21 protein-coding genes are annotated in these 21,860 nt (G+C 67.3%); 16 read left to right on the top strand and 5 right to left on the bottom strand.

The window, feature by feature from the left end; genetic code table 11:
- Positions 1-11 precede the first annotated feature (11 nt).
- From glmU to lpxB, 14 genes are all read left to right on the top strand, one after another.
- Positions 12-1,370 carry a bifunctional UDP-N-acetylglucosamine diphosphorylase/glucosamine-1-phosphate N-acetyltransferase GlmU gene (gene glmU / locus ABSF49_RS07110; RefSeq protein WP_424111941.1) on the top strand — a complete coding sequence of 453 codons (1,359 nt, stop codon included), beginning with the start codon at positions 12-14 and terminating at the stop codon, positions 1,368-1,370.
- Positions 1,371-1,512: 142 nt separating this feature from the next.
- Positions 1,513-3,336: a glutamine--fructose-6-phosphate transaminase (isomerizing) gene (gene glmS / locus ABSF49_RS07105; protein ID WP_424111940.1), complete on the top strand. Its 1,824-nt coding sequence runs from the start codon at positions 1,513-1,515 to the stop codon at positions 3,334-3,336.
- 54 nt (positions 3,337-3,390) lie between these two features.
- Positions 3,391-4,116 (top strand): DUF502 domain-containing protein, encoded by a 726-nt coding sequence (locus ABSF49_RS07100; RefSeq protein WP_424111939.1) that lies wholly within the window; start codon positions 3,391-3,393, stop codon positions 4,114-4,116.
- A gap of 154 nt (positions 4,117-4,270) precedes the next feature.
- Positions 4,271-4,837 carry a ribosome recycling factor gene (gene frr / locus ABSF49_RS07095; RefSeq protein WP_424111938.1) on the top strand — a complete coding sequence of 189 codons (567 nt, stop codon included), beginning with the start codon at positions 4,271-4,273 and terminating at the stop codon, positions 4,835-4,837.
- 28 nt (positions 4,838-4,865) lie between these two features.
- Positions 4,866-5,636 carry an isoprenyl transferase gene (locus ABSF49_RS07090; protein WP_424111937.1) on the top strand — a complete coding sequence of 257 codons (771 nt, stop codon included), beginning with the start codon at positions 4,866-4,868 and terminating at the stop codon, positions 5,634-5,636.
- An 8-nt stretch (positions 5,637-5,644) separates the two neighbouring features.
- On the top strand, positions 5,645-6,529 hold the full coding sequence (locus ABSF49_RS07085) for a phosphatidate cytidylyltransferase (protein WP_424111936.1): 885 nt from the start codon (positions 5,645-5,647) through the stop codon (positions 6,527-6,529).
- A gap of 4 nt (positions 6,530-6,533) precedes the next feature.
- Positions 6,534-7,754 (top strand): 1-deoxy-D-xylulose-5-phosphate reductoisomerase, encoded by a 1,221-nt coding sequence (dxr, locus tag ABSF49_RS07080; RefSeq protein ID WP_424111935.1) that lies wholly within the window; start codon positions 6,534-6,536, stop codon positions 7,752-7,754.
- 88 nt (positions 7,755-7,842) lie between these two features.
- Positions 7,843-8,991, top strand: coding sequence for a M50 family metallopeptidase (locus ABSF49_RS07075; RefSeq protein ID WP_424111934.1), 1,149 nt, complete (start codon positions 7,843-7,845; stop codon positions 8,989-8,991).
- Positions 8,992-9,245: 254 nt separating this feature from the next.
- The gene (gene bamA / locus ABSF49_RS07070; RefSeq protein ID WP_424111933.1) at positions 9,246-11,801 is read left to right on the top strand and encodes an outer membrane protein assembly factor BamA; all 2,556 of its coding nucleotides are present in this window, start codon (positions 9,246-9,248) and stop codon (positions 11,799-11,801) included.
- Between the two features lie 394 nt (positions 11,802-12,195).
- Positions 12,196-13,248, top strand: coding sequence for a UDP-3-O-(3-hydroxymyristoyl)glucosamine N-acyltransferase (gene lpxD / locus ABSF49_RS07065; protein WP_424111932.1), 1,053 nt, complete (start codon positions 12,196-12,198; stop codon positions 13,246-13,248).
- Positions 13,249-13,372: 124 nt separating this feature from the next.
- Entirely contained in the window at positions 13,373-13,840 is a 468-nt protein-coding gene (gene fabZ / locus ABSF49_RS07060; protein ID WP_424111931.1) for a 3-hydroxyacyl-ACP dehydratase FabZ, read from the top strand.
- Positions 13,837-14,673: an acyl-ACP--UDP-N-acetylglucosamine O-acyltransferase gene (gene lpxA, locus ABSF49_RS07055; RefSeq protein WP_424111930.1), complete on the top strand. Its 837-nt coding sequence runs from the start codon at positions 13,837-13,839 to the stop codon at positions 14,671-14,673. The genes fabZ and lpxA overlap by 4 nt, the downstream gene beginning before the upstream one ends.
- Positions 14,670-15,518 carry an LpxI family protein gene (locus ABSF49_RS07050; protein WP_424111929.1) on the top strand — a complete coding sequence of 283 codons (849 nt, stop codon included), beginning with the start codon at positions 14,670-14,672 and terminating at the stop codon, positions 15,516-15,518. Before lpxA ends, ABSF49_RS07050 begins: the two co-directional genes overlap by 4 nt.
- On the top strand, positions 15,515-16,696 hold the full coding sequence (gene lpxB, locus ABSF49_RS07045) for a lipid-A-disaccharide synthase (RefSeq protein WP_424111928.1): 1,182 nt from the start codon (positions 15,515-15,517) through the stop codon (positions 16,694-16,696). Before ABSF49_RS07050 ends, lpxB begins: the two co-directional genes overlap by 4 nt.
- Positions 16,697-16,867: 171 nt before the next feature.
- Here the strand turns inward: lpxB and ABSF49_RS07040 are convergent, their stop codons facing one another.
- From ABSF49_RS07040 to ABSF49_RS07030, 3 genes are all read right to left on the bottom strand, one after another.
- A complete protein-coding gene (locus ABSF49_RS07040; RefSeq protein ID WP_424111927.1) occupies positions 16,868-17,263 on the bottom strand; it encodes a DUF3126 family protein in 396 nt (131 codons plus the stop codon).
- 73 nt (positions 17,264-17,336) lie between these two features.
- On the bottom strand, positions 17,337-18,167 hold the full coding sequence (cysE, locus tag ABSF49_RS07035; protein ID WP_424111926.1) for a serine O-acetyltransferase: 831 nt from the start codon (positions 18,165-18,167) through the stop codon (positions 17,337-17,339).
- A 90-nt stretch (positions 18,168-18,257) separates the two neighbouring features.
- Entirely contained in the window at positions 18,258-18,824 is a 567-nt protein-coding gene (locus ABSF49_RS07030) for a cytochrome b (RefSeq protein WP_424111925.1), read from the bottom strand.
- Positions 18,825-18,861: 37 nt separating this feature from the next.
- Here ABSF49_RS07030 and ABSF49_RS07025 point away from each other — a divergent pair, with 37 nt between their 5' ends.
- Both ABSF49_RS07025 and ABSF49_RS07020 read left to right on the top strand, forming a co-directional pair.
- A complete protein-coding gene (locus ABSF49_RS07025; protein WP_424111924.1) occupies positions 18,862-19,152 on the top strand; it encodes a hypothetical protein in 291 nt (96 codons plus the stop codon).
- Between the two features lie 219 nt (positions 19,153-19,371).
- Positions 19,372-20,094: an outer membrane protein gene (locus ABSF49_RS07020; RefSeq protein WP_424111923.1), complete on the top strand. Its 723-nt coding sequence runs from the start codon at positions 19,372-19,374 to the stop codon at positions 20,092-20,094.
- A 141-nt stretch (positions 20,095-20,235) separates the two neighbouring features.
- Here ABSF49_RS07020 and ABSF49_RS07015 read toward each other — a convergent pair whose 3' ends face one another.
- On the bottom strand, positions 20,236-21,507 hold the full coding sequence (locus ABSF49_RS07015; protein ID WP_424111922.1) for a hypothetical protein: 1,272 nt from the start codon (positions 21,505-21,507) through the stop codon (positions 20,236-20,238).
- A gap of 63 nt (positions 21,508-21,570) precedes the next feature.
- Positions 21,571-21,860: hypothetical protein (locus ABSF49_RS07010; protein ID WP_424111921.1), on the bottom strand; the 290-nt coding region annotated here is incomplete at its 5' end.

Here is a 21,860-nt window from a genome sequence, read left to right as displayed (position 1 = left end):
AGGAGCCCGCCATGAACGCCCCGCCCTCCTCCAGCCGAACCTGTCTCGGCGTCCTCCTCGCCGCCGGCGACGGCGTGCGCATGCGCTCGGCGATCCCCAAGGCGCTGCACCCGGTCGCCGGTCGGCCGATGGTCGCCCACGCGCTCGCCGCCTTGCGCGACGCCGGCGCGAGCGCGATCGCGGTCGTGGTCGGGCCCGATCGCGACGACGTCGCCGCGGCGGCGCGCGCCTTCGCCCCCGAAGCGGAAGTCTTCATCCAGAGCGAGCGGCGCGGCACGGCGCACGCCACACTCGCCGCACGCGCGGCGATCGCGCGCGGCTACGACGATCTGCTCGTGGTCTACGCCGACGCGCCGCTGGTGACCGCGGCAAGCCTGAAGGCGCTGCGCCAGGCGCTGGCCGACGGCGCCGATGTGGCCGCGCTGGCGTTCGAAGCGGCCAATCCGACCGGTTATGGGCGGATGATCGAGCGCGACGGCCGCCTTGTCGCCATCCGCGAGGAGAAAGACGCAACCGCGGCCGAGCGCGCGATTCGCCGCTGCAACGCCGGACCAGCGGCGATCCGCGGCGCCCAAGCGCTCGCCCTGCTCGAATTGGTCGGCTGCGACAACGCGCAGAAGGAATTCTACCTCACCGCCGTCGCCGAGATCGCGGCTGGACGCGGGCTCAAAGCGGAGACCCGGCTCGCCGCCGAAGAGGAGGCGATGGGCGTCAACGACCGCCTGCAGCTCGCCGCGGCGGAAGCGGCGATGCAACGGCGACTGCGCCACAAGGCGATGGTCGAAGGGGCGACGCTGGTCGCGCCGGAAACCATCTTCCTTTCCGCCGATTCTGTGATCGGCCGCGACGTGACGATCGAGCCCCATGTCGTGATCGGCGCGGGCGTCACGATTGGCGACGGCGCATGGATTCACGCTTTCTCCCATCTCGAGGGGGCGAAGGTCGCCGGCGGCGCCGCGATCGGGCCGTACGCGCGGCTGCGCCCCGGCGCCGACATCGCCGCCAAGGCCAAGGTCGGCAATTTCGTCGAGATCAAAGCCTCGACAATCGAGGCCGGCGCCAAGGTCAACCATCTGACCTACATCGGCGACGCGCGCGTCGGGGCCGGAACCAACATCGGCGCCGGAACGATCACCTGCAACTACGACGGCTTCGGCAAATACAGAACCGACATCGGCGCGGGCGTGTTCATCGGCTCCAATTCGGCGCTGGTCGCGCCGGTCAAGATCGGCGACGGCGCCTATATCGGCTCCGGCTCGGTGGTGACCAAGGACGTCGAAGCCGACGCGCTCGCCGTCGCCCGCGGCCGCCAGGTGGCGAAGCCCGGCTGGGCCAAGGCGTTCCGCGAGAAGATGAAGAAGAAGGGTTAGCGAGCGAATCCCATCCGCCTGCTCGCGCCGGAGCGCCGCCCCCCTTCATATTGCGTCACCCAACGTGATTTGAGGCGCGCGCGACGTTTGGCCTATGCCTTGCACGCGCTCGATTCGGGTGCGCCGAAATCGGACAAGGGCGATGTGCGGAATCGTTGGCGTTCTGGGAAGCAAGCCGGTGGCGCGGGACATTGTTTCCGCCCTCAAGCGGCTCGAATACCGCGGCTACGACTCGGCCGGGGTGGCGACGCTCGAGGGCGGTCGGCTGACCCGGCTGCGCGCCGAAGGCAAGCTCAAGAATCTCGAAGCCAAGCTGGATTCGTCGCCGCTCGCGGGGACGATCGGCATCGGCCACACCCGCTGGGCGACGCACGGCAAGCCGAGCGAAGCCAACGCCCATCCGCACGCCAGCCCGCGCGTCGCGGTCGTCCACAACGGCATCATCGAGAACTTCAAGGCGCTGCGCGAGGAGCTGATCGCCAAGGGCCATCGCTTCGCCACCGAGACCGATTCGGAAGCGGCGGCGTTCCTGGTCGAGGACGAGCTGGCCAAGGGCAAGAAGCCGCCCGAGGCGGTCGCCGCGGCGCTGAAACGGATGCGCGGCGCCTTCGCGCTCGTCTATCTGTTCGCCGGCGAGGACGACCTGCTGATCGGCGCGCGCCAAGGCGCGCCGCTCGCGGTCGGCTACGGCGACGGCGCGATGTTTCTCGGCTCCGACGCTTTGGCGCTCGCCCCCTTCACCGACCGCGTCGCCTATCTCGAGGAGGGCGATTGGGTTGTCGCCACCCGCGCCGGGGCGACCTTCCACGATGCGTCGGACCGCGTCGTCAAACGCAAGACGATCCACAGCGCCGCGGGCGGTCTGCTGGCCGAAAAGGGCAACTACCGCCACTTCATGGCCAAGGAGATCCACGAGCAGCCGGAGGTGGTCGGCCACACCCTCGCCCATTACGTCGACATGGCGGCGCAGCGACTCAAGCCCTTCGCCTGGCCGGTCGATCCGGCGACGATCTCGCGCGTCTCGATCATCGCCTGCGGCACCGCCTACATGGCGGGCCTGGTCGGCAAATACTGGATCGAGCGCTTCGCGCGCCTGCCGGTCGAGATCGACGTCGCCTCCGAATACCGCTACCGCGAACCGCCAGTCGAACACAACGGGCTCGCCATCGTCATCTCGCAGTCGGGCGAAACCGCCGATACGCTTGCTTCGCTGCGTTACGCAAAGGCGAACGGCGCCAAGACGATTGGCGTCGTCAACGTGCCGAGTTCGTCGATTGCGCGTCTCTCCGACGCCGCCGCGCCGACGCTCGCCGGCCCGGAAATCGGCGTCGCCTCGACCAAGGCCTTCACCTGCCAGCTCGCCGCCGTCGCCTGCCTGGCGATCGGACTGGCGCGCGCCCGCGGCGCGATGACCGAAGCGGAGGAAGCGGCGCTGGTCGGCGAACTCGTCGCCGCGCCGGGTCTCATCGCCCAGGCGCTCAAGCTCGAGCCGCTGCTCGAACCGATCGCCCACAAGCTCGCCCGCGCCCGCGACGTGCTCTATCTCGGCCGCGGCACGGCCTATCCGCTGGCGCTCGAGGGCGCGCTCAAGCTCAAGGAACTGAGCTACATCCACGCCGAGGGCTATGCGGCGGGCGAGCTCAAGCACGGGCCGATCGCGCTCATCGACGAGGACATGCCGGTGATCGTGCTCGCGCCCAAGGACGCGGTGCTGGAGAAGACGATCTCCAACATGCAGGAGGTCGCCGCGCGCGGCGGCCGCATCATCCTCATCGGCGAGCGCCACGCGGCGGAGGAAGCCGCCCTCGAATTCGAGAGCTTCCTCGCCATGCCCGACATGGGCGCCACTTTCGCGCCGATCGTCTACGCCGCCCCGGTGCAGATGCTCGCCTATCACACCGCCGTGATCATGGGCAAAGACGCCGACCAGCCGAGAAATCTGGCGAAGTCGGTGACCGTGGAGTAGCATTGCCGGCGCCGGGGACGCGGTCGCCCGCGCCTTCCCAATCCGGGTGCAAGCATGACGACTGAGCCCAAGCCCGGCGGCCCGTTTCATCGCTCGCTCCTGACGCGGCTGCGCTCGTGGTTCTTCACCGGCCTGGTGATCTTCGGCCCGGTGGCGGCGACCGCCTATATCGCCTGGTGGGTCGTCGACACGATCGACAATTGGGTCAAGCCGCTCGCCCCGGCGAGCCTGTGGCCCGACACCTACCTGCCCATCCATGTGCCGGGCTTCGGCGTCGTCGCCGTCCTGATCGGACTGACGCTGCTCGGCTTTCTCGCCGCCAACATCACCGGCCGCACGTTCCTGAGGCTCGGCGAAGCGATGGTCGACCGCACCCCGGTGGTGCGCGGCCTCTACAAGAGCTTCAAGCAGATCTTCGAAACCGTATTCAGCCAGAGCGGCGACCACTTTCGGCGGGTCGGACTGGTCGAATTCCCGATGAAGGGCTCGTGGTCGGTCGTCTTCATCTCCTCCGAGCCCGCCCGCGCGGTCGCCGCCGCGCTGCCGGAGCAGCCGATGACGTCGGTGTTCCTGCCCTGCACGCCCAACCCGACGACCGGCTTCTATTTCTTCGTGCCGACCGCCGACCTGATCGAGATCGACATGACGCCGGAAGATGCCGCCAAACTGGTGATGTCGGCCGGGCTGATCCAGCCGGAAGGTCAGGTTGCGCTGGCGGCGATGGCGAGAGCGGCGCAGCTCGGCAAGCCGAACGCCGCCGCCGCCGACGCCGCGCCGTAACGCCGCGCCGCGGCCAAAAACCGCCGCAGGGCTGCGACCAGGCTCAACCTATGCTAACAGTGGCGCGCCGCGCGCGCATTGCGCGCGTTTCGATCGATCCCCGCGGCGCCCGGCTGGCAAGATGGTCCGCGGCGGGCAACAATGGGTTCCTTAGATGCCGACGCTGCCTACTTTTGATATCGCCGAACTCAAACGCCGCATGGCGGCGGTCCAAGCGACGCTGAAGCACGAACTCGGCGGTCTGCGCACCGGAAGAGCAAGCGCCAGCCTGCTCGATCCCGTCCAGGTCGAAGCCTACGGCCAGCGCATGCCGATCGGCCAGGTGGCGTCGATCAGCGTCCCGGAGCCGCGCGCGCTGTCGGTCTCGGTTTGGGACAAGTCGATGGTGCACGCGGTCGACAAGGCGATCCGCGACTCCAATCTCGGCCTCAGCCCGACGGTGGAAGGGACGGTGCTGCGCATCCGCATCCCCGAACTCAACGAGCAGCGCCGCAAGGAAATGGTCAAGATCGCTCACAAGTACGCGGAAGACGGTCGCGTGGCGGCGCGTCACGTGCGCCGCGAAGGCCTCGACACGTTGAAGCGGCTGCTCAAGGACCACGCCATTCCCGAGGACGACGAGAAACGCCAAGAAGTCGAGGTGCAGAAAGTCACCGACCAGGCGATCGCCGAGATCGACGGCTTGCTCGCCGCCAAGGAAAAGGAAATCATGCAGGTCTAGGCGTTTCGGGTTCCCCGGAGGCCGCCGCATGCCGACATCCCCGACCGAATCGTCGCGCTCGACCGCCAGCGGCCGCTCCCCCGAGCATGTCGCCATCATCATGGACGGCAACGGACGGTGGGCGCAGGCGCGCGGGTTGCCGCGCTTCGAAGGCCACCGCCGCGGCGTCGAGGCGGTGCGCGGCGCGGTGCGTTCGGCGATCGAATTCGGCATCCCTTACCTGACGATCTACAGCTTCTCGTCCGAGAACTGGAGCCGGCCGGCCGAAGAAGTCGCGATGCTGATGGGGCTGCTCAAGCGCTACATCCGCAACGACCTCGCCGAGCTGCACGGCAACGACGTTCGCGTGCGCGTCATCGGCCAGCGCGTCGGACTTGCGCCCGACATCGCGGCGCTGCTCGACGAAGCCGAGACGCTGACGCGCGCCAACCACGGCCTCAACCTGATCGTCGCCTTCAATTATGGGGCGCGGCAGGAGATCGTCGAGGCGGCGCGCCGCCTGGCGCGCGAAGCGACGCAGGGTCGGCTCGATCCGGCGCGGATCGATATCGACATGTTCGCTTCGCGCCTCGGCGCGCCCGACGTTCCTGATCCCGACCTCATCATCCGCACCTCCGGCGAGCAGCGGCTGTCGAACTTCCTGCTGTGGCAGGCCGCCTACGCCGAGCTGGTGTTCCTGCCGATCCATTGGCCCGACTTCGATCGCGCCGCCTTCGAATCGGCGCTGGCGCAATTCGCCGGCCGCGAGCGCCGCTTCGGCGGCGCCGGCGGGGCGGCGCCGGTCAAATCGGTTTCGTGAGCGGCGCCATGACCGATCCCGTCGACCGAGCGGCGGCGCCCCCAGCGGCGAGCCAAACCCGCGCGCCGCTGATCGGCGCGGATCTGAGCGTGCGCGCCGCCGCCGCCGTCGTGCTGGCCGCCTTGGCGCTCATCGCCGCCTGGATCGGCGGCTTCTGGTTCATGGCGCTGTGGTTCGTGGGCGGGGCGGTGGCGCTGTGGGAGTGGCAGCGGCTCATCGGCGGCGAGCGCCTCTGGGCGCGGATCGCGGTCGGCGTGCTGACGCTGCTCGTCACAGCGCCGCTGGCGTTGCACGGCGCCAAGTCCTGGACGGTGGCGGCGATGGCGATCGGCGCGGTCGCGGCCGGCGCCGTCGCCGGACGGAGCGGCCGCGCCGTCTGGACCGCAGCGGGCGTTTTCTACGCCGCCGCGATCCTCGCCGCGCCAACCCTGCTGGACGCGAGCCCCGCCTACGGCTTCGCCGCAATTCTGTGGCTGTTTGCGGTCGTGTGGGGCGCCGACACCTTCGCCTTCCTCGGCGGGCGGCTGATCGGCGGGCCGCGGCTTTGGCCGCGCGTTTCGCCAGGCAAGACCTGGTCGGGCGCGATCGTCGGAACGTTCGCGGGCGCGGTGGCCGGCGCGGTCGTCGGCTTTCTCGCAATGCATGGCGGCGTGCGCCTCGCGCAGCTGTTCTGGCTCGGCGTCGCCGCTGCGATCGTCGGCCAGATCGGCGACCTCGGCGAGTCGGCGATGAAGCGGCGGTTCACCGTCAAGGATTCGAGCCGCCTGATCCCCGGCCATGGCGGCGTTCTCGACCGTCTCGACGCGTTTGTCGCGGCGGCGGTTTTCGCCGCGCTGGTCGGCTGGGCGCGCAGCGACGGCGTGTGGATCGCCGCCGGACTGTTTCAGTGGTGACCGCGTGACGCGACCTTTCCCTCCTGCAGCGGCGGCGCGCGCCGCGCCGCAGCCGGCGCCGCGCGAGGCCAAGCGGCTCGTCATTCTCGGCGCGACCGGCTCGATCGGCCGTTCCTGCGCGCAAGTGATCGGCGAATCGGCCGGCCGTTTCGCCGTCGCGGCGGTCGCCGCCGGCCATGACGGCGCCGCCCTTGCGCTCGCCGCCCGCGCCCTCGGCGCGCGTTTCGCCGCCGTCGCCGACCCGGACGGCTACGCCGAGCTGAAGGCCGGCCTCGCCGGCAGCGCGATCGAAGCCGCCGCTGGCCCTGAGGCGGTGGTCGAGGCGGCGCTCAAGCCTGCCGATCTCGTCGTCTCGGCGATCGTCGGCGCCGCCGGCCTGGCGCCGACCTACGCCGCGGTCTCGGCCGGCCGCGCCGTCGCGCTCGCCAACAAAGAAACGCTGGTGTGCGCCGGCGACGTGGTGATGGCGGCGGCGCGCAAGACGGGCGCGCGCCTGCTACCGATGGATTCCGAACACAATGCCATCTTCCAGGCGCTCGGCGGCCGCGACCTGGCGACGATCGTGCGCATGACCATCACCGCGTCGGGCGGGCCGTTCCGCCAGTGGAGCGCCGAGCGGATCGCCGCGGCGACGCGCGCCGAAGCGCTCGCCCATCCCAATTGGGCGATGGGCCCCAAAGTCACCATCGATTCGGCGACGATGATGAACAAGGGCCTCGAACTGATCGAGGCCCATCACCTGTTCGACACGCCGGCCGAACGCCTGGGGGTCGTCGTCCACCCGCAGTCGATCGTTCACGGCCTCGTCGCCTTCGCCGACGGCTCGCTGATCGCCGGCCTCGCTTCGCCCGACATGCGCACCCCGATCGCCCATTGCCTCGGCTATCCGGAGCGGATTCCCTCCGGCGTCGCCGCCCCCGATCTCGCTCTGCTGGCGAAGTTGACCTTCGAACCGGTCGACCTCGCCCGGTTCCCCGCCATGGCGCTGGCGACGGCGGCGCTCGCCGATGGCGGCGGCGCCCCGACCGCGCTCAACGGCGCCAACGAGGTCGCGGTCGCCGCCTTTCTCGACGGGCGAATCGGTTTCGGGACGATCCCGCAGCTCGTCGAGCGCACGCTCGCGGCCATGCGCGCGGCGGGCGAGGTCGCCGCGCCGGCGACGGTCGCCGAGGCGCTGGCGATTCACCATATCGCGCGAGATAGGGCGGCGGCCCTCTTGGCCTGAGCCGCCGCTTCCGTCATTGTCGTCAACCAATTGGTAACCACGACGGACAGGCGCCGCCCGACGACGCCCTGCTTTCGGAGATTTGGGAATGGCGTTTGTGCAGGAATTGCAAGCCGCCGGCGCGTGGGTCGGGTGGTATGTCCTGCCGTTCGTCGTTGTGATGACCGCGATCGTTTTCTTCCACGAGCTTGGCCATTACTTGGTCGCTCGGTGGTGCGGGGTGAAGATAGACGCGTTCTCCTTGGGGTTCGGCCCGGAACTCTACTCGAGAATTGACAAACACGGCACGCGCTGGCGTCTGGCCGCCATTCCGGTCGGCGGCTACGTCAAATTCCACGGCGACGCCAACGCGGCGAGCGCGCCCGATCATGACGGCGTGGCGGCGATGACGCCCCAGGAGCGCGCGTCGACCCTCGCCGGCCAGCCGCTCGCCAATCGCGCCGCGATCGTGGCGGCGGGCCCGTTCGCCAATTTCCTTCTTGCCGTCGCGATCTTCGCCGCCCTGTTCGTCGTCTTCGGCCGCGCCGAGCAGACGCCGCGCATCGGCGCGGTCGAAGCGGGCTCGCCCGCCGCGCTGGCCGGCTTCCAGGTCGGCGATCTGGTCAAGGCGGTCAACGGTCGGCCGATCGCCACCTTCGAGGACTTGCAGCAGGCGACCCTGCTCAGCACCGGCCTGCCGATGAGCTTCGTCGTCGAACGAGCGGGAGACGAGGCGCGCCTTACCGCCACGCCGGAAATCGCCGTCGTCGACCAGGGTCCGCTCGGCAAGCGGCGGATGGGGCGACTCGGCCTCGCTTCGACCCGCAACCCCGCCGACGTCAGAATCGATCGCTGCGCCCTGCCGCTCTGCCTCGTCTGGGGCGCCCAGGAGGTCGGCTTCATCGTCGAGGCGACCGGCGCCTATGTCGGCGGCTTGATCGCCGGCCGCGAGACCGCCGACAACATGTCGGGGCCGATCGGCGTCGGCCAGATCGCCGGCGAGATGGCGAAAGTCAGCCTGTGGCAATTGCTGAGCCTGGCGGGACTGTTTTCGGTCTCGGTCGGCCTGATGAACCTCTTGCCGGTGCCGCTGCTGGACGGCGGCCACCTGCTCTATTTCGCTTTCGAGGCGGCGCGCGGCCGACCTTTGAGCGACCGGATGCAGCAGATCGGCATCCGAATCGGCGTCGCCTTCGTCGCGGCTCTGGTGATCTTCACCACCTCGCACGACATCCTGCGGCTCGTCAGCCCCAATTAACCCTTGATCGACCAAGAATCGTGGCCTTCCGGCCACGGTCCTGCGAATTGGTCCGGCTGCGACGAAATCGGGTTTGCACTGCCGGTCAAAACGGGTAAAAGCGGATTAAGAACTCGTCCGTCCGGCAGCGGGCGAGCGCGCCGGCCGCGAAGCAAGGCGCGACACCTTGGGCGCGCGGCAGCCCCTAAGAAGGGGGGCCGCGCTGAAGGCTGGGGTCGTTAGGCCCGGGTCGGGAAACGGGGACGAAGAGCCAAATGCAATTTTTTCGTAGGTATTTGAGCGCGCTCCTATTCGCGGCGGCGTTGGCTTGCGGGGCGGCGTGGCAATCCGCCCCGGCTTCGGCTCAGGTCACGTCGCAGAATGTGGTCATCGAAGGCTCGACCCACACCGACGCGGCGACGATTCGGTCCTATTTCACCGGCATCGATCAGGCGAGCGTCAACCGCGCCGTCGCCGACCTTTCGGCGACCGGCATGTTCAGCAAGGTCAGCGCCAAGATCGTCGGCGGCCAGGTGCTCGTCTCGGTCGTCGAGAGCAGCCAGATCATCAACCGCGTCGCCTTCGAGGGCAACAACACGCTCAAGAGCGACCAGCTTTCGGTCGAAGTCCAGGAGAAGGGCCACACCGGTTTCGACGCCGCCAAGGCCGACGCCGACGTCCAGCGCATCAAAGACGCCTACAAGAAGATCGGCCGCGCCGAAGTGCAGGTCAGCTACCGGCTGGTGCAACTGCCCAACGGCCGCGTCGATGTCGTGTTCAAGGTCAACGAGGGCGACAAGACCGGCGTGCGCGAAATCAAGTTCGTCGGCAACCAGGCCGTGTCGAACTATCGCCTGGGTTCGCTGATGCAGACGACCACGATGAATTTCATGTCGTGGTTCAAGACCAGCGACGTCTACGACCCTGACCGCCTCGCTCAGGACGAAGAGGCGATCCGCAAATATTACATGAAGTACGGCTACGCCGACTTCCGCATCGCCAACACCGACGTCGCCTACCATGGCGATCCGGACGCCGGCTACGTCATCACCATCACGGTCGACGAAGGCGCGCAGTACCACGTCTCCGGCGTGACGGTGACGTCGCACCTGGCGAAGGTGGACAGCGCCTCGCTCGAGCCGTTCGTCAAGCTGCGCGCCGGCGACGTCTACAACGCCACCGCAGTCGACGCGACGGTCAATTCCATCACCCGCGAGCTGGCGCGGCAGGGCTACGCCTTCTCCGACGTGCGGCCGCACGGCCAGCGCGACGAGGCGACCCACCAGATCGCCGTCGCCTTCACCGTCGACGACGGCCCGAAGGTCTATATCGAGCGCATCGAAGTCGTCGGCAACACCCGCACCCGCGACTACGTGATCCGCCGCGAGTTCGACATCGGCGAAGGCGACCCCTACAACCACGCGATGGTCGAACAGGGCGAGCGCCGCCTCAACCGGCTCGGCTTTTTCAAGAAGGTGCACATCTCGACGCGGCCGGGCTCGACCCCGGATCGGGTCATCGTCACCGTCGAGGTCGAGGATCAGCCGACCGGCTCGGTCAGCCTCAGCGGCGGCTATTCGACCACCGCCGGCTTCCTCGCCGAAGTCGCATTCACCGAGACCAACTTCCTCGGCCGCGGCCAATACGTGAAGCTGAGCGCGTCGGAAGGCCAGTACAGCCGCGGATGGGGCGCGTCGTTCACCGAGCCCTATTTCCTCGACCAGCGCCTCGCCGCGGGGTTCGACCTGTACCACAAGGAACAGAACCCCAACACCTGGGCGACCTATTACAACTGGACGACCGGCGCCAACCTGCGGCTCGGCGTGCCGATCACCAACGAATTCACGGTCCAGCCGAACTATTCGATCTATCAGTCGCAGATCAAGATTCCGTCGCAATACGAGGACTGCCCGGCGGGCGACCCGGCCGGCTTGGGGCCGATCAACTGGAACCCGGGATCCAATCCGACGTCCACTTCAGGAACGTCGACGACACAGCCAACCTCGACTGACAATTGCTTGACCAACGGCGAAGCGTCGGTGGCGTTCAAGGCGGCGGCGGCGCAAGGCGCGATCCTGACCTCGGCCCTCGGCTATTCGCTGATTTGGGACAGCATCGACGACCGCAAGAATCCGTCGAGCGGCATCTACGCCAACCTCCATCAGGACATCGCCGGCCTCGGCGGCCAGTCGCACTTCCTGCGCGAGACCTTCGACGGCAAGTACTTCTATCCGATCACCGACGATCTCACCGGCGTCGTCCATCTGCAAGGCGGCCAGGTAACTCAGATCGGCGGCGGCTATCTGCCGCTGACCGACAACTTCAACGTCGGGCCGACGCTGGTGCGCGGCTTCGCGCCGGGCGGCATGGGCCCGCGCGACATCAGCGATCTATCAAACCTCGCCGGCAACGGTCTCGGCGGCACCACCTATTTCGGCGGCTCGGCGGAAATCCAATTCCCGATCTTCGGCCTGCCGAAGGAAGTGGGGTTGAAGGGCGCGCTCTTCGCCGATGCCGGCACCGAGTTCGGCTTCCAAGGACAGACCAACTATTCTTCGCTGTGGGGACTGTCGGAGTCGACCGCCTGCTGGGCGACGAACTCGAATCTGACCGGGCCACACCCTGGCAGCACGACGAACACGACCGGTCAGTACACGCAGAGCAACTGCTTGCAGGTCGCCGACGACCGCACCATCCGTTCGTCGGTCGGCGCGAGCATCATCTGGGCCTCGCCGCTCGGGCCGATCCGCCTCGACTACGCCTACGCCATCACCCACAGCAAGTACGACCAGTTGCAGGCGTTCAACTTCACCGGCGGCGCGAGCTTCTGACCGCGCGGCGCGAGGGACCAAACACAAGCGCGCCAGGGCTCCTGGCGCGCTTTTTCGTCGACGAGGCGATTCTTCATTGCGAGGAGCGTGGGCGACGAGGCAATCCAGCGGCCACCCGATGCTGTGATTGCTTCGCTTGGCTAAGAAGAAACAAACCAGTATGGCGCGTCATGGCCGGGCTTGACCCGGCCATCCAACACGCAGCGTCCGACGGGAGGCTCAGGGAAGAGCTGAGAGCTTGGATGGCCGGGTCAAGCCCGGCCATGACGAAGGCAGGAGATAAAAGCGTTGCGGAATCAATTTCATTCAGCGGAATCGCCCACGAGAGCGGTCTCAACATGCAATGGCGGCCTGTCCGCAGGCTGAAGGCGCTCCAGACGGAAACGACAGGACCGTGGCGAAGATCAGCTTTTTTCCGCTCGCCGCCGCGCCGACGCTCGGCGAGATCGCGCAATGGACCGGCGCGAAGCTCGGCGACGGCGCCGATCCCGACCGGATCGTCCGCGACGTCGCGCCGCTCGACGAAGCGGGCGTAGACGACCTGACCTTCCTCGACAATCCGCGCTACCTCGACGCCTTCCGCTCGACCCGCGCCGGCGCGGCGATCGTTGCGCCGCATTACGCCGCCAAGGCGCCGAAGGATTGCGCCCTGCTCGTCACGCCGCAGCCCTATCGGGCGATGGCCGAGACGATGGCGCGCCTCTATCCGCAGGCGGCCAGGCCGCGTTCGGCGTTCGGCGAAACCGGCGTTTCGCCCGCCGCCTTCGTCCATTCGGCGGCGCGGCTGGAGCCTGGCGTCGTCGTCGACCCCGGCGCGGTGATCGGCCCCGGGGCGGAGATCGGCGCCGGCGCGCTGATCGGCCCCAATGCGGTCGTCGGCCCCGGCGTGCGCATCGGCCGCGACTCCGTCGTCGGCGCCCAGGCGACAGTCGCCTGCGCGCTGGTCGGCGACCGCGTCGTCATCCATCCCGGCGTCCATATCGGCCAGGACGGCTTCGGCTTCGCGCTCGGGCCGCACGGGCACCTCAAGGTGCCGCAGGTCGGTCGCGTCATCATCCAGGACGACGTCGAGATCGGCGCCGGGACGACGATCGATCGCGGCGCCAACCGCGACACGATCATCGGCGAAGGGACCAAGATCGACAATCTGGTGCAGATCGCCCACAACGTCGTCATCGGCCGCCATTGCGTGCTGGTGGCGCAATGCGGCGTTTCAGGTTCGACCGTGGTCGGCGATTTTGCCGCCCTCGGCGGCCAGGCGGGCCTGACCGGCCATCTGACCATCGGCCCCGGCGCCCAGATCGCCGCCCAGTCCGGGGTGATGAAAGACGTGCCGGCGGGGACGAAATGGGGCGGATCCCCGGCCGTCCCGCAGCGCGAGTTTCTCCGCCAGGGGGCGATCCTGCGCCGGCTGACGACCGGCGGCCGGGAGCCAAGCGCAGAGTGAACGCCGTCTAAGGCGTCGGCCTCATGCGGGTCGCTTCGCCGCCCTCGGCCGGGACCGGCCCGGCGAGGCTTGACGGCGGCCCGAGGACGGGGCATGGCCCCTCCCTGCGCGCGAGGAGGGCGAAATGGACGAGGAATCGAGGGGGCGGACGATCGAGAACTACGACATCCAGCGACTTCTCGAATGCCTGCCCCATCGCTATCCGTTGTTGCTGGTCGACCGCATCGTCGAAGCGCGCGGCGACGAATATTGCGTCGGCGTCAAGAACGTCACTTACAACGAGCCGCAGTTCCAGGGCCACTTCCCCGGCAAGCCGGTCATGCCCGGCGTGCTGCTGATCGAGGGCATGGCGCAGACCGCCGGCGCCCTTTGCGTCGCCAGCCAATCGGTCGGCGCCAAGCCGAGCGTCGTCTACCTGATGACGGTCGACAAGGCGAAGTTCCGCAAGCCGGTCACGCCCGGCGACCAGGTGCGTTACCAAATGACCCGCATCGCCCACCGCCGCAACATCTGGTGGTACCGCGGCGAGGCGATGGTCGACGGCGTCCTCGTCTGCGAGGCGACGGTTTCCGCGATGGTGGTGACGGAATGAGCGCTGTCGTCGAAGTTTCTCCGGCCAAGACTTTCATCCATCCCAGCGCCTGCGTCGAACCGGGGGCCGAGCTCGGAGCGGGCGTCCATATCGGCCCGTTCTGCCATGTCGGCCCGGAGGCGCGGCTCGGCGACGGCGTCGAGTTGATCTCGCATGTAGTCGTCGCCGGCGTCACCGAGATCGGCGCGCGCGGCCGCGTCTTCCCTTTCGCCTCGATCGGCCACCAGCCGCAAGACCTCAAATATCGCGGCGAGCGCACCAGTCTGACGATCGGCGAGGATTGCCTGATCCGCGAAGGCGTGACGGTGAACCCCGGCACCGCCGGCGGCGGCGGGCGCACGATCGTCGGCGCCCGTTGCGTTCTGCTCGCCAACGCTCATGTCGCGCACGACTGCCGCATTGGCGACGACGTCATCCTCTCCAACAACGTGATGATCGCCGGTCATTGCCAGATCGGCGACTTCGCGATCCTCAGCGGCGGTTCGGCGACCCACCAGTTCACCCGGGTCGGCGCGCACGCGTTCGTCGGCGGCTTGAGCGGGGTCGAGAACGACATCATCCCGTTCGGCATCGCCATCGGCAATCGCGCCTCGCTCGCCGGCCTCAACGTCGTCGGGCTCAAGCGGCGCGGCTTCTCGCACGAGGCGGTGCACGAGCTGCGCCGCGCCTACAAGACGCTGTTTTCCGCCGCCGGCACGCTCAAGGAGCGCGTCGAGGAGGTCGCCGCCGCCTTCCCCGACCAGCCGGCGGTGCAGCAGGTCGTCGTCTTCTTGCGCGAGGGCGGCGAGCGGGCGATCTGCACGCCGCGCGCCGGGCGGGAAGACGAGGCTTGAGCGAGCCGGGCGAGACGCGCCCGCTCGCCATCGTCTGCGGCGGCGGGAAATTCCCGATCGAGGTCGCTCGCGCCGCCGCCGCCGCCGGCCGCACGCCGTTCCTGGTCGGCATAAGCGGCGCCGCGGACCCGGCGATCGAGGCCTTCGCCCACGTCTGGCTGCGCATCGGCCAACTCGGCAAGCTGTTCTCGACCCTCAGCGACCGGGGCGTCGCCGACGTCGCGCTGATCGGCGGCCTGACCCGGCCGGAGCTCGGCGACCTGCGCCTCGATTGGGGCGCGATCAAACGCCTGCCCGAACTCGCGCTGGCGTTTCGCGGCGGCGACAACCACCTGCTCGCCGGAATCGCCGCGATCTTCGAGCGTGAAGGACTCAACGTCGTCGGCGCCCATGAGATCGCGCCGCGCCTGCTCGCGCCGCTCGGCCCGATCGGCGCGCGCGCCCCGACGCCGCAAGCCGAGGCCGACATAAGCATGGGCGCGGCGCTGATCGCCGCGCTGTCGCCGTTCGACGCCGGCCAAGGGGTGGTGATTGCGAAAGGCCGCGTCGTCGCGGTCGAGGCGGCCGAGGGGACCGACGCGATGCTGGCGCGCGTCGCCGCGCTGCGCGACGCGCGCCGCTTGCGCCTTTCCGGACCGGCCGGGGTGTTCGTCAAGGCGCCCAAGCGCGGTCAGGACTTGCGCCTCGACATGCCGGCCATCGGTCCGGAAACCGTCGCCGCCGCCGCCAAGGCGCGTTTGCAGGGCGTCGCGGTCGCCGCCGGCGCCGTCCTGATCGCCGAGCGCGAGGCGGTCGCGCGCGCCGCCGACGCTTCCGGCCTGTTCGTCGCCGGCTACGCGCCATGAGCGCCCGATCGCGTCGCCTGCGCGTCGCCCTCGTCGCCGGCGAGCCATCCGGCGACCAGCTCGGCTTCAAGCTGATGCGGGCGCTCAGAGAGCAGACGGCAGGCGAAATCGAATTTCTCGGCGTCGGCGGCGAGGCGATGGCCGCCGAGGGGCTGAACAGCCTGTTTCCGCTCGCCGACGTCGCGGTGATGGGGGTGCTGCCGGTCGTCAAGCGCCTGCCGACGCTCGTTGACCGCATCCGTCGCGCCGCGGCGGGGATCGTCGCAGCGCGCCCCGACGCGCTCGTCATCATCGACAGCCCCGACTTCACCCACCGCGTCGCGCGCCGCGTCCGCCGCGCGCTGCCGGGTCTGCCGGTGATCGACTACGTCAGCCCGTCGGTCTGGGCCTGGCGGCCGGGCCGGGCGCGGGCGATGCGCGCCTATGTCGATTGCGTGCTGGCGCTGCTGCCGTTCGAGCCGGAAGCGCACGCGCGGCTCGGCGGACCGCGCTGCGTCTATGTCGGCCATCCTCTGGTCGAGCGGCTCGCCGAGCTGCGGCCAAGCGCCGAGGAGGCGCTGAGGCGCGCCGCGAAGCCGCCGCTCGTCCTCGCCCTGCCCGGCTCGCGCCGATCCGTGATCGCGCGCCTGATGGCCGATTTCGGCGCGGCGGTCGCCGCCGCCGAGCAGGAGGCGGGCCCGTTCGAGGTCGTTCTGCCAACCCTGCCGCACGTCGAGGGCGACGTGCGCGCGCGCGCCGCGCTTTGGCCGCGCCCGCCGCGAATCGTCGTCGGCGAGAGCGAGAAGTTCGCCGCCTTCCGCAGCGCGCGCGCGGCGCTCGCCGCCTCGGGCACCGTCACGCTCGAGCTCGCGCTCGCCGGCGTGCCGCTGGTCGGCGCCTACAAGGTCTCCGGCGTCGAGGCTCTGTTGCGTCCGCTGGTCACGCTGCCGTTCTCGGTGCTGCTTCCCAACCTCGCGCTCGGCGAGGCGGCGATCCCCGAATTCCTGCAACGCGACTGCCAACCGCAGGCGCTGGCGACGGCGCTCGCCGCGCTCGTCTCCGACGGCCCCGCCCGCTCAGCCCAGCTCGCGGCGCTCGCGACGCTCGACGCGCGCATGCGCCTGGCCGATAGTCGCGCGCCCAGCGCCCACGCGGCGGCGGCGGTGCTGGAAACGATCGCCGGGCCCGATTCGGCGTAAGCGCCTCAACCGACGCTCAGAGCAAGTTGTCTTTAGATCGGCGCAATTCCGATCGTCATCGCGAGCAAAGCGAAGCGATCCAGGCTAGGGATTGCGGCTGCCCTTAGCCTGGATCGCTTCGCTGTCGCTCGCGATGACGACCCAGATGATTCGACTTGAAAGCGTCACGTCCTAGAGATCCTCGAGATCGAAATCGAGGATCGCCATCTGCAGGGTGAAAGCGCTGCCGGCTTTGTCGTCGGCGGAAACGACGCCGAGGAAGTCGTCGCCGTTGTTGAGTTCGACCGAGTCGATCTTCTTCATCCGCGAAACGATCTTGAGCTTGTCGTTTTCGAACAGCTTGCGCAGGTACTCCTGCAACGTCGCGCGGTCGACCGGGATCGGCATCGCGAAAGAGAACGAGCGATCGCCGTCCTCATCGTCGAGGATGATCTTGCCGATCTTGCGCTCGCCGATCGTCACGTCGGCGGCCTCGCGCTCGCGCGCGTTCGGCGTCACCGTCAGCGCCGGCGAACCGAACGATCGGCGCAAATGCGCCCGCAGCTTGAGGATCTCGTCTTTGGTCATTCTCGCCCCCGCCCCCGCGGCCGGGCGTGGCTTTGCCACGAATGGCCGGCGGCGGCAAGCTTTCGCCGCCGCCTCACGGTTCGATGAGTTTCTCGGCGAGAATCTGGTTCATGTCGCGCGCCGGTTCGGCGCAACCCGCCTCGCCGACGATGCGCGCCGGGACGCCGGCGACCGTCTTGTTGTGCGGCACCGGCGACAGCACCACCGACCCCGCCGCGACGCGCGCGCAATAGCCGACTTCGATGTTGCCGAGGATCTTCGCCCCGGCGCCGATCAGCACGCCGTGGCGGATCTTGGGATGGCGATCGCCGGTCTCCTTGCCGGTGCCGCCGAGCGTGACGCCCTGCAGGATCGAAACATCGTCTTCGATGACCGTCGTCTCGCCGACGACCAGACCGGTGGCGTGGTCGAGGAAAATGCCCTTGCCGATCCTTGCGGCGGGATTGATGTCGACGCCGCACACGGTCGAGGCGCGGCTCTGCAGGTAAAGCGCGAAGTCGCGCCGGCCGGCGCGCAGCATCGCGTGCGCCAGCCGATAGGTCTCGAGCGCGTGGAAGCCCTTGAAATAGAGCAGCGGCTCCATCATCCGCAGGCAGGCGGGGTCGCGATCGGCGACGGCGATGATGTCGGCGCGAAACGCCGCGCCGATCGCCGGGTCGCGCGCCGCGACGTCCTCGTAGACCTGGCGGATCAAGGCGCTCGACGCATCGGGATGGTGGAGCCGATCGGCGACGCGGTCGATGACCGCGCTCTCCAGCGTCTCGTGATTGAGCACCGCACGGGTCAGAAACGCCGCCAGCACCGGATCGTTGCGCGCGGCTTCCTCCGCTTCGACGCGAATGCGGGCGAACAGCGGATCGTTGTCGCCGAGGCCGATCACCCGAGCCGTCGATCGTTGCGCCATAGCGAGCCTCCTCGAGCGCCGCCAATTGGGGCGGGCATATCTATCACAGCGACGCCGCACCGCGAAACCAGACGGCTTGAAAAACGCCAATTAACCGTTAGCGCCGCGGGCGCGCGCCAGTCCCATGCGCGAGAATATCTCGTCGCGCTTCACCCAGGCATGCCAGGCCACGGCGGCGAAGTGCAACGCCAGCGCCGCGCCGATCGTCCAGGCGAGCCAGTGATGGGCGAAGCCGGCCGCGTGGGCGAGCGCGTCGTTGCGCGCGACCAGCCCCGGCCAGTCGAACAGGCCGAACCACGGCGCCGGATGGCCGCCGGCGACCGAGTCGATATAGCCGCTCACCGGCATGGCGATCATCAGCGCGTAGAGCGCGATGTGCGTCGCGTGAGCGCCGATCCGGCTCAAGAGGCCGAGCGAGGCCGAATAGGGCGGCGCGCCGACGGAAAGGCGCCAGGCGACGCGCAGGACGATAAGGACCAGCGCCGTCATGCCGAGCGACTTGTGGATCGTCAAAATCTCGACGCGCGGCGAGACGCCCCGAGGCAGGAACGCCGCAACGACGCCGAGCGCGATGGCGACAAGGATGATCGCCGCCATCGCCCAATGCAGGATTCGCAGCGTCGCGTCGTAGCGCGCCTCAGGGTTCGACGTCGTCATATCCGCCCGCTCGATCGGTCGCCCCGCCGCGAGGACTATGGCGAGCGACGGCGCCGAGAATGCGGCGCAACGCCGCGACGACTTTTCTCACAATTGGATGGAGGTGATCTTTTTATCGCGCGGCCAAAAAGATTGGCGTTTCGCAATGTTAGAAGATGGCGATCCGGCGTTTCCATCGGTCGGAACGTTGGAAGAATCCGACCTTCGGCGCCCGCGGCTGCGTGGCGCTCTTTCTGAATATTGTAATATTTCGACGCATTTAATTCTGCTCACCAGAACAATTGCCGACCTCGCCGGAACGGCCTCATTGGCCCTACTCTCGAATTAAAGCAAAGACATTCAATAGATTGCCGGAGTCGCGGTCCGTCAGCCAACGATGCGCAGCGAGTCGAAACAACAAATAAGTCAAGCAATTCACGAGTTTCACTGAGTGACGTAGAGGCGGCGGCAAGCGACTCTGCGACCTGACCGAACGTGTGGCTCGCTAGCCTTGACCACCTGTGACATTCGACTTAGTCAAGACTCAGAAAAACTGGGGGCCGTCACGATGCGCAAGCAATTATTGACCTCCGCAGCGGTGTTGGCGCTTTCCGCCGGCGCGGCGTTCGCGTCTGACCTTCCCACCCACAAGGGGCCGCCCCCTGCTCCGACCCCGGCGCCTTTCTCCTGGACCGGTTTCTATATCGGCGTGCAGGGGGGCTTCGGTTGGGGCCAGGAAAGCGACAATTTCAGCGCCTTTACGGACATCCCGCTTGATAGTTTCAATGTTTCCGGACCGATCGGCGGCGCTCACATCGGCTACGACCAGCAGATCAATTCGTTGGTGATCGGTGTCGTGGCGGATATCGAGGCCAGCGACATTCAGGGCAAGAAATCGAGTACCTACCCTTTGGTCGAGGGGACAGGCTTTAGCACGCTTTCCATGCAGAATACGTGGCAGAGTTCGTTGCGCGCGCGGGCCGGCGTTGCTTTCGACCGCCTGCTTGTCTACGGCACCGGCGGTCTAGCGATCGCCAACGACCACGAAACGAACACAGTTAGTGACACCTTTGGCGATTACGCGTCGAGATCGCAGACAAAGACCCTCTACGGATGGACCCTAGGGCTGGGCGCTGAGTATGCTTTCGATATGCACTGGAGCGCCAGCGCCGAGTTACGTTATGCGAATTTCGGCAAAGGAAATTACTTGGGTTATGATGGTAATGTTATAAATTTTAACGCCGGATTTGGCGAAACGCTCGCACAAGCCGGATTGAGCTATCGGTTCTAGCACAGCGTCGACTAGATCAATAGGGAGCGCGCGTCCCGCTTACGGTGTAAGGCGTGACGTTCCTGCAGTTTGACGTACACAGGCGACCAAGAATCGACCCGTCGAAATCAAGGGCTGATAAATTGCTTCCCTGAAAGGCAATCACTGACTCGCATCGATCAGCGAGAGAAACATATCATAGGCCTTACCGCTGCTGATGTTGTTCTCAATGCGATCGACGATGACGACGCTCGTGTTGTGATTCGGCAGGCTGTTTTTCACGTATTCTTGCAACGCTCCCCATTGCTGCGAACTTGGCGGATGCGGAACGACGATCCTCAGCATGATATCCATGAGGCTGGTCTGGACCAGCTGCCATTCGCGGTAATCGAGGATCGTCTCCAAAACCCGGGCGAGAAAGTGCCTTGGAATGAAAAGGCTGCCGTCCGGCTGGCGAAGCAGATTGCGTTGACGGCCAATGACGTCTTCAAGCCTGCGCAAGCCCGGGGCGTTCTTGATGTTCGCTTTTGAGAAGCGGACATAGTCGCCAGGCGCATAGCGAATCAGCGGCGTGCCAAAGGCGTAAAATGGCGTGACGACGACGCAGGTCGGGACCTTCGGGTCAGTGGTCGCCGAGGGTCCTTCCAGAAACAAGGTTTCCTCACTAATGCGCAGACGTCCATCCGGCCCCTCGGACGCGATGGGACCGAGTTCGCTGGTCGAATAAAGATTGACGACTTTCACTTTGAGCTTCCGCTCGATTTTTGTCCGCGTTTCCGGGCGCAGAACTTCGCCGGTAGCTATGACTGCGATCAGATCCGGCAGGTCCTGCTCGGTTGCCGCATCGGCCCACGCCGCGGCGATGCTCGGCGCCGCTATGGCATGGGTCGTCTGGTTTTGCCGAAGCAGTTCGATCTGTTGGGCAAAGTCGAGCCCAGCCGGCACATTCAGCATACCGGGCGCTGGGGCGCTGGCTACCCCTGTATAGATGGAGGTGGCGAACCGCTGAACCGGCCACAGTCGGCGCCAGCGTAGCGCTCGGTTGAGCAGAACTTCCGAGGCCACGCGTTGCACAAAAGTCCGCCTGAATTTGAGCGGCGTACCGGTTGAACCTGACGTCGAGCTTGTTTCCAGGCCGCCCATGTCTGTGGGAATGCTGTCCGACTGCAACTCCCCCTCGTGCGCCTTTGCCTCGTTGCGGGTGAGGATCGGAACGTCGTTCCAGCCGGTGATGTCGAAAGATCCGTCAGCGCGGAACAACGATTTGAGCCTCTTGCCGTCGCGGTAGAAAGGCACGTGCGCATCGGCGTGGCGCACCAGACGCTCCAGCAAGGCGATCTGGCGTCCGAGAACCTCATGACGCGAAAAATCCTGGCTCCTCGCAAAAGCTTGCGCCAGTTGCTGGAAAATGATTTCTGCTGGCAACGCGCTCATTGGAATAGCGATCTTGTTTATGTCGATACACTGGCTCTCGGCGTTGCGAAGTCGCGAAGCGTCTTACTCACTTCCGTCCTCGCGCCGGGAGAAAAAATATGTCTCAACATCTCGGGCAAGCTCGCTCTGCGGATTGGCCCATCTCCACGTCCCATTGTTGGCAATTTCAATATCTTTCGCTGGATCGAAGCCATGACGCGCGGGTATGTCAAAGCGTCCGATGTAGTTTCGATTCGCAATATTGCCATGCCACATGTGATAGAGCTTGTGTTCTAGTGAATCGATATTCGAGAGCAACCCAACCGCTTTCGCCTTTTGCGCCCACGATATGATGTCTTGCTTTTGTTCGTCTG

The sequence above is a fragment of the Roseiarcus sp. genome, assembly GCF_049514155.1.
GTDB lineage: Bacteria > Pseudomonadota > Alphaproteobacteria > Rhizobiales > Beijerinckiaceae > Roseiarcus.
This window is presented reverse-complemented; position numbering and strand designations above follow the sequence as displayed.

Coding starts and splice junctions, on each gene's coding strand:
- ABSF49_RS07020 (WP_424111923.1), top strand. CDS start 19,372: ATGCGCAAGCAATTATTGACCTCCGCAGCGGTGTTGGCGCTTTCCGCC.
- fabZ (WP_424111931.1), top strand. CDS start 13,373: ATGGACGAGGAATCGAGGGGGCGGACGATCGAGAACTACGACATCCAG.
- lpxB (WP_424111928.1), top strand. CDS start 15,515: ATGAGCGCCCGATCGCGTCGCCTGCGCGTCGCCCTCGTCGCCGGCGAG.
- lpxA (WP_424111930.1), top strand. CDS start 13,837: ATGAGCGCTGTCGTCGAAGTTTCTCCGGCCAAGACTTTCATCCATCCC.
- ABSF49_RS07030 (WP_424111925.1), bottom strand. CDS start 18,824: ATGACGACGTCGAACCCTGAGGCGCGCTACGACGCGACGCTGCGAATC.
- ABSF49_RS07090 (WP_424111937.1), top strand. CDS start 4,866: ATGCCGACATCCCCGACCGAATCGTCGCGCTCGACCGCCAGCGGCCGC.
- cysE (WP_424111926.1), bottom strand. CDS start 18,167: ATGGCGCAACGATCGACGGCTCGGGTGATCGGCCTCGGCGACAACGAT.
- ABSF49_RS07100 (WP_424111939.1), top strand. CDS start 3,391: ATGACGACTGAGCCCAAGCCCGGCGGCCCGTTTCATCGCTCGCTCCTG.
- glmS (WP_424111940.1), top strand. CDS start 1,513: ATGTGCGGAATCGTTGGCGTTCTGGGAAGCAAGCCGGTGGCGCGGGAC.
- ABSF49_RS07085 (WP_424111936.1), top strand. CDS start 5,645: ATGACCGATCCCGTCGACCGAGCGGCGGCGCCCCCAGCGGCGAGCCAA.
- ABSF49_RS07015 (WP_424111922.1), bottom strand. CDS start 21,507: ATGAGCGCGTTGCCAGCAGAAATCATTTTCCAGCAACTGGCGCAAGCT.
- ABSF49_RS07040 (WP_424111927.1), bottom strand. CDS start 17,263: ATGACCAAAGACGAGATCCTCAAGCTGCGGGCGCATTTGCGCCGATCG.
- bamA (WP_424111933.1), top strand. CDS start 9,246: ATGCAATTTTTTCGTAGGTATTTGAGCGCGCTCCTATTCGCGGCGGCG.
- ABSF49_RS07075 (WP_424111934.1), top strand. CDS start 7,843: ATGGCGTTTGTGCAGGAATTGCAAGCCGCCGGCGCGTGGGTCGGGTGG.
- glmU (WP_424111941.1), top strand. CDS start 12: ATGAACGCCCCGCCCTCCTCCAGCCGAACCTGTCTCGGCGTCCTCCTC.
- frr (WP_424111938.1), top strand. CDS start 4,271: ATGCCGACGCTGCCTACTTTTGATATCGCCGAACTCAAACGCCGCATG.
- ABSF49_RS07025 (WP_424111924.1), top strand. CDS start 18,862: ATGGCGAGCGACGGCGCCGAGAATGCGGCGCAACGCCGCGACGACTTT.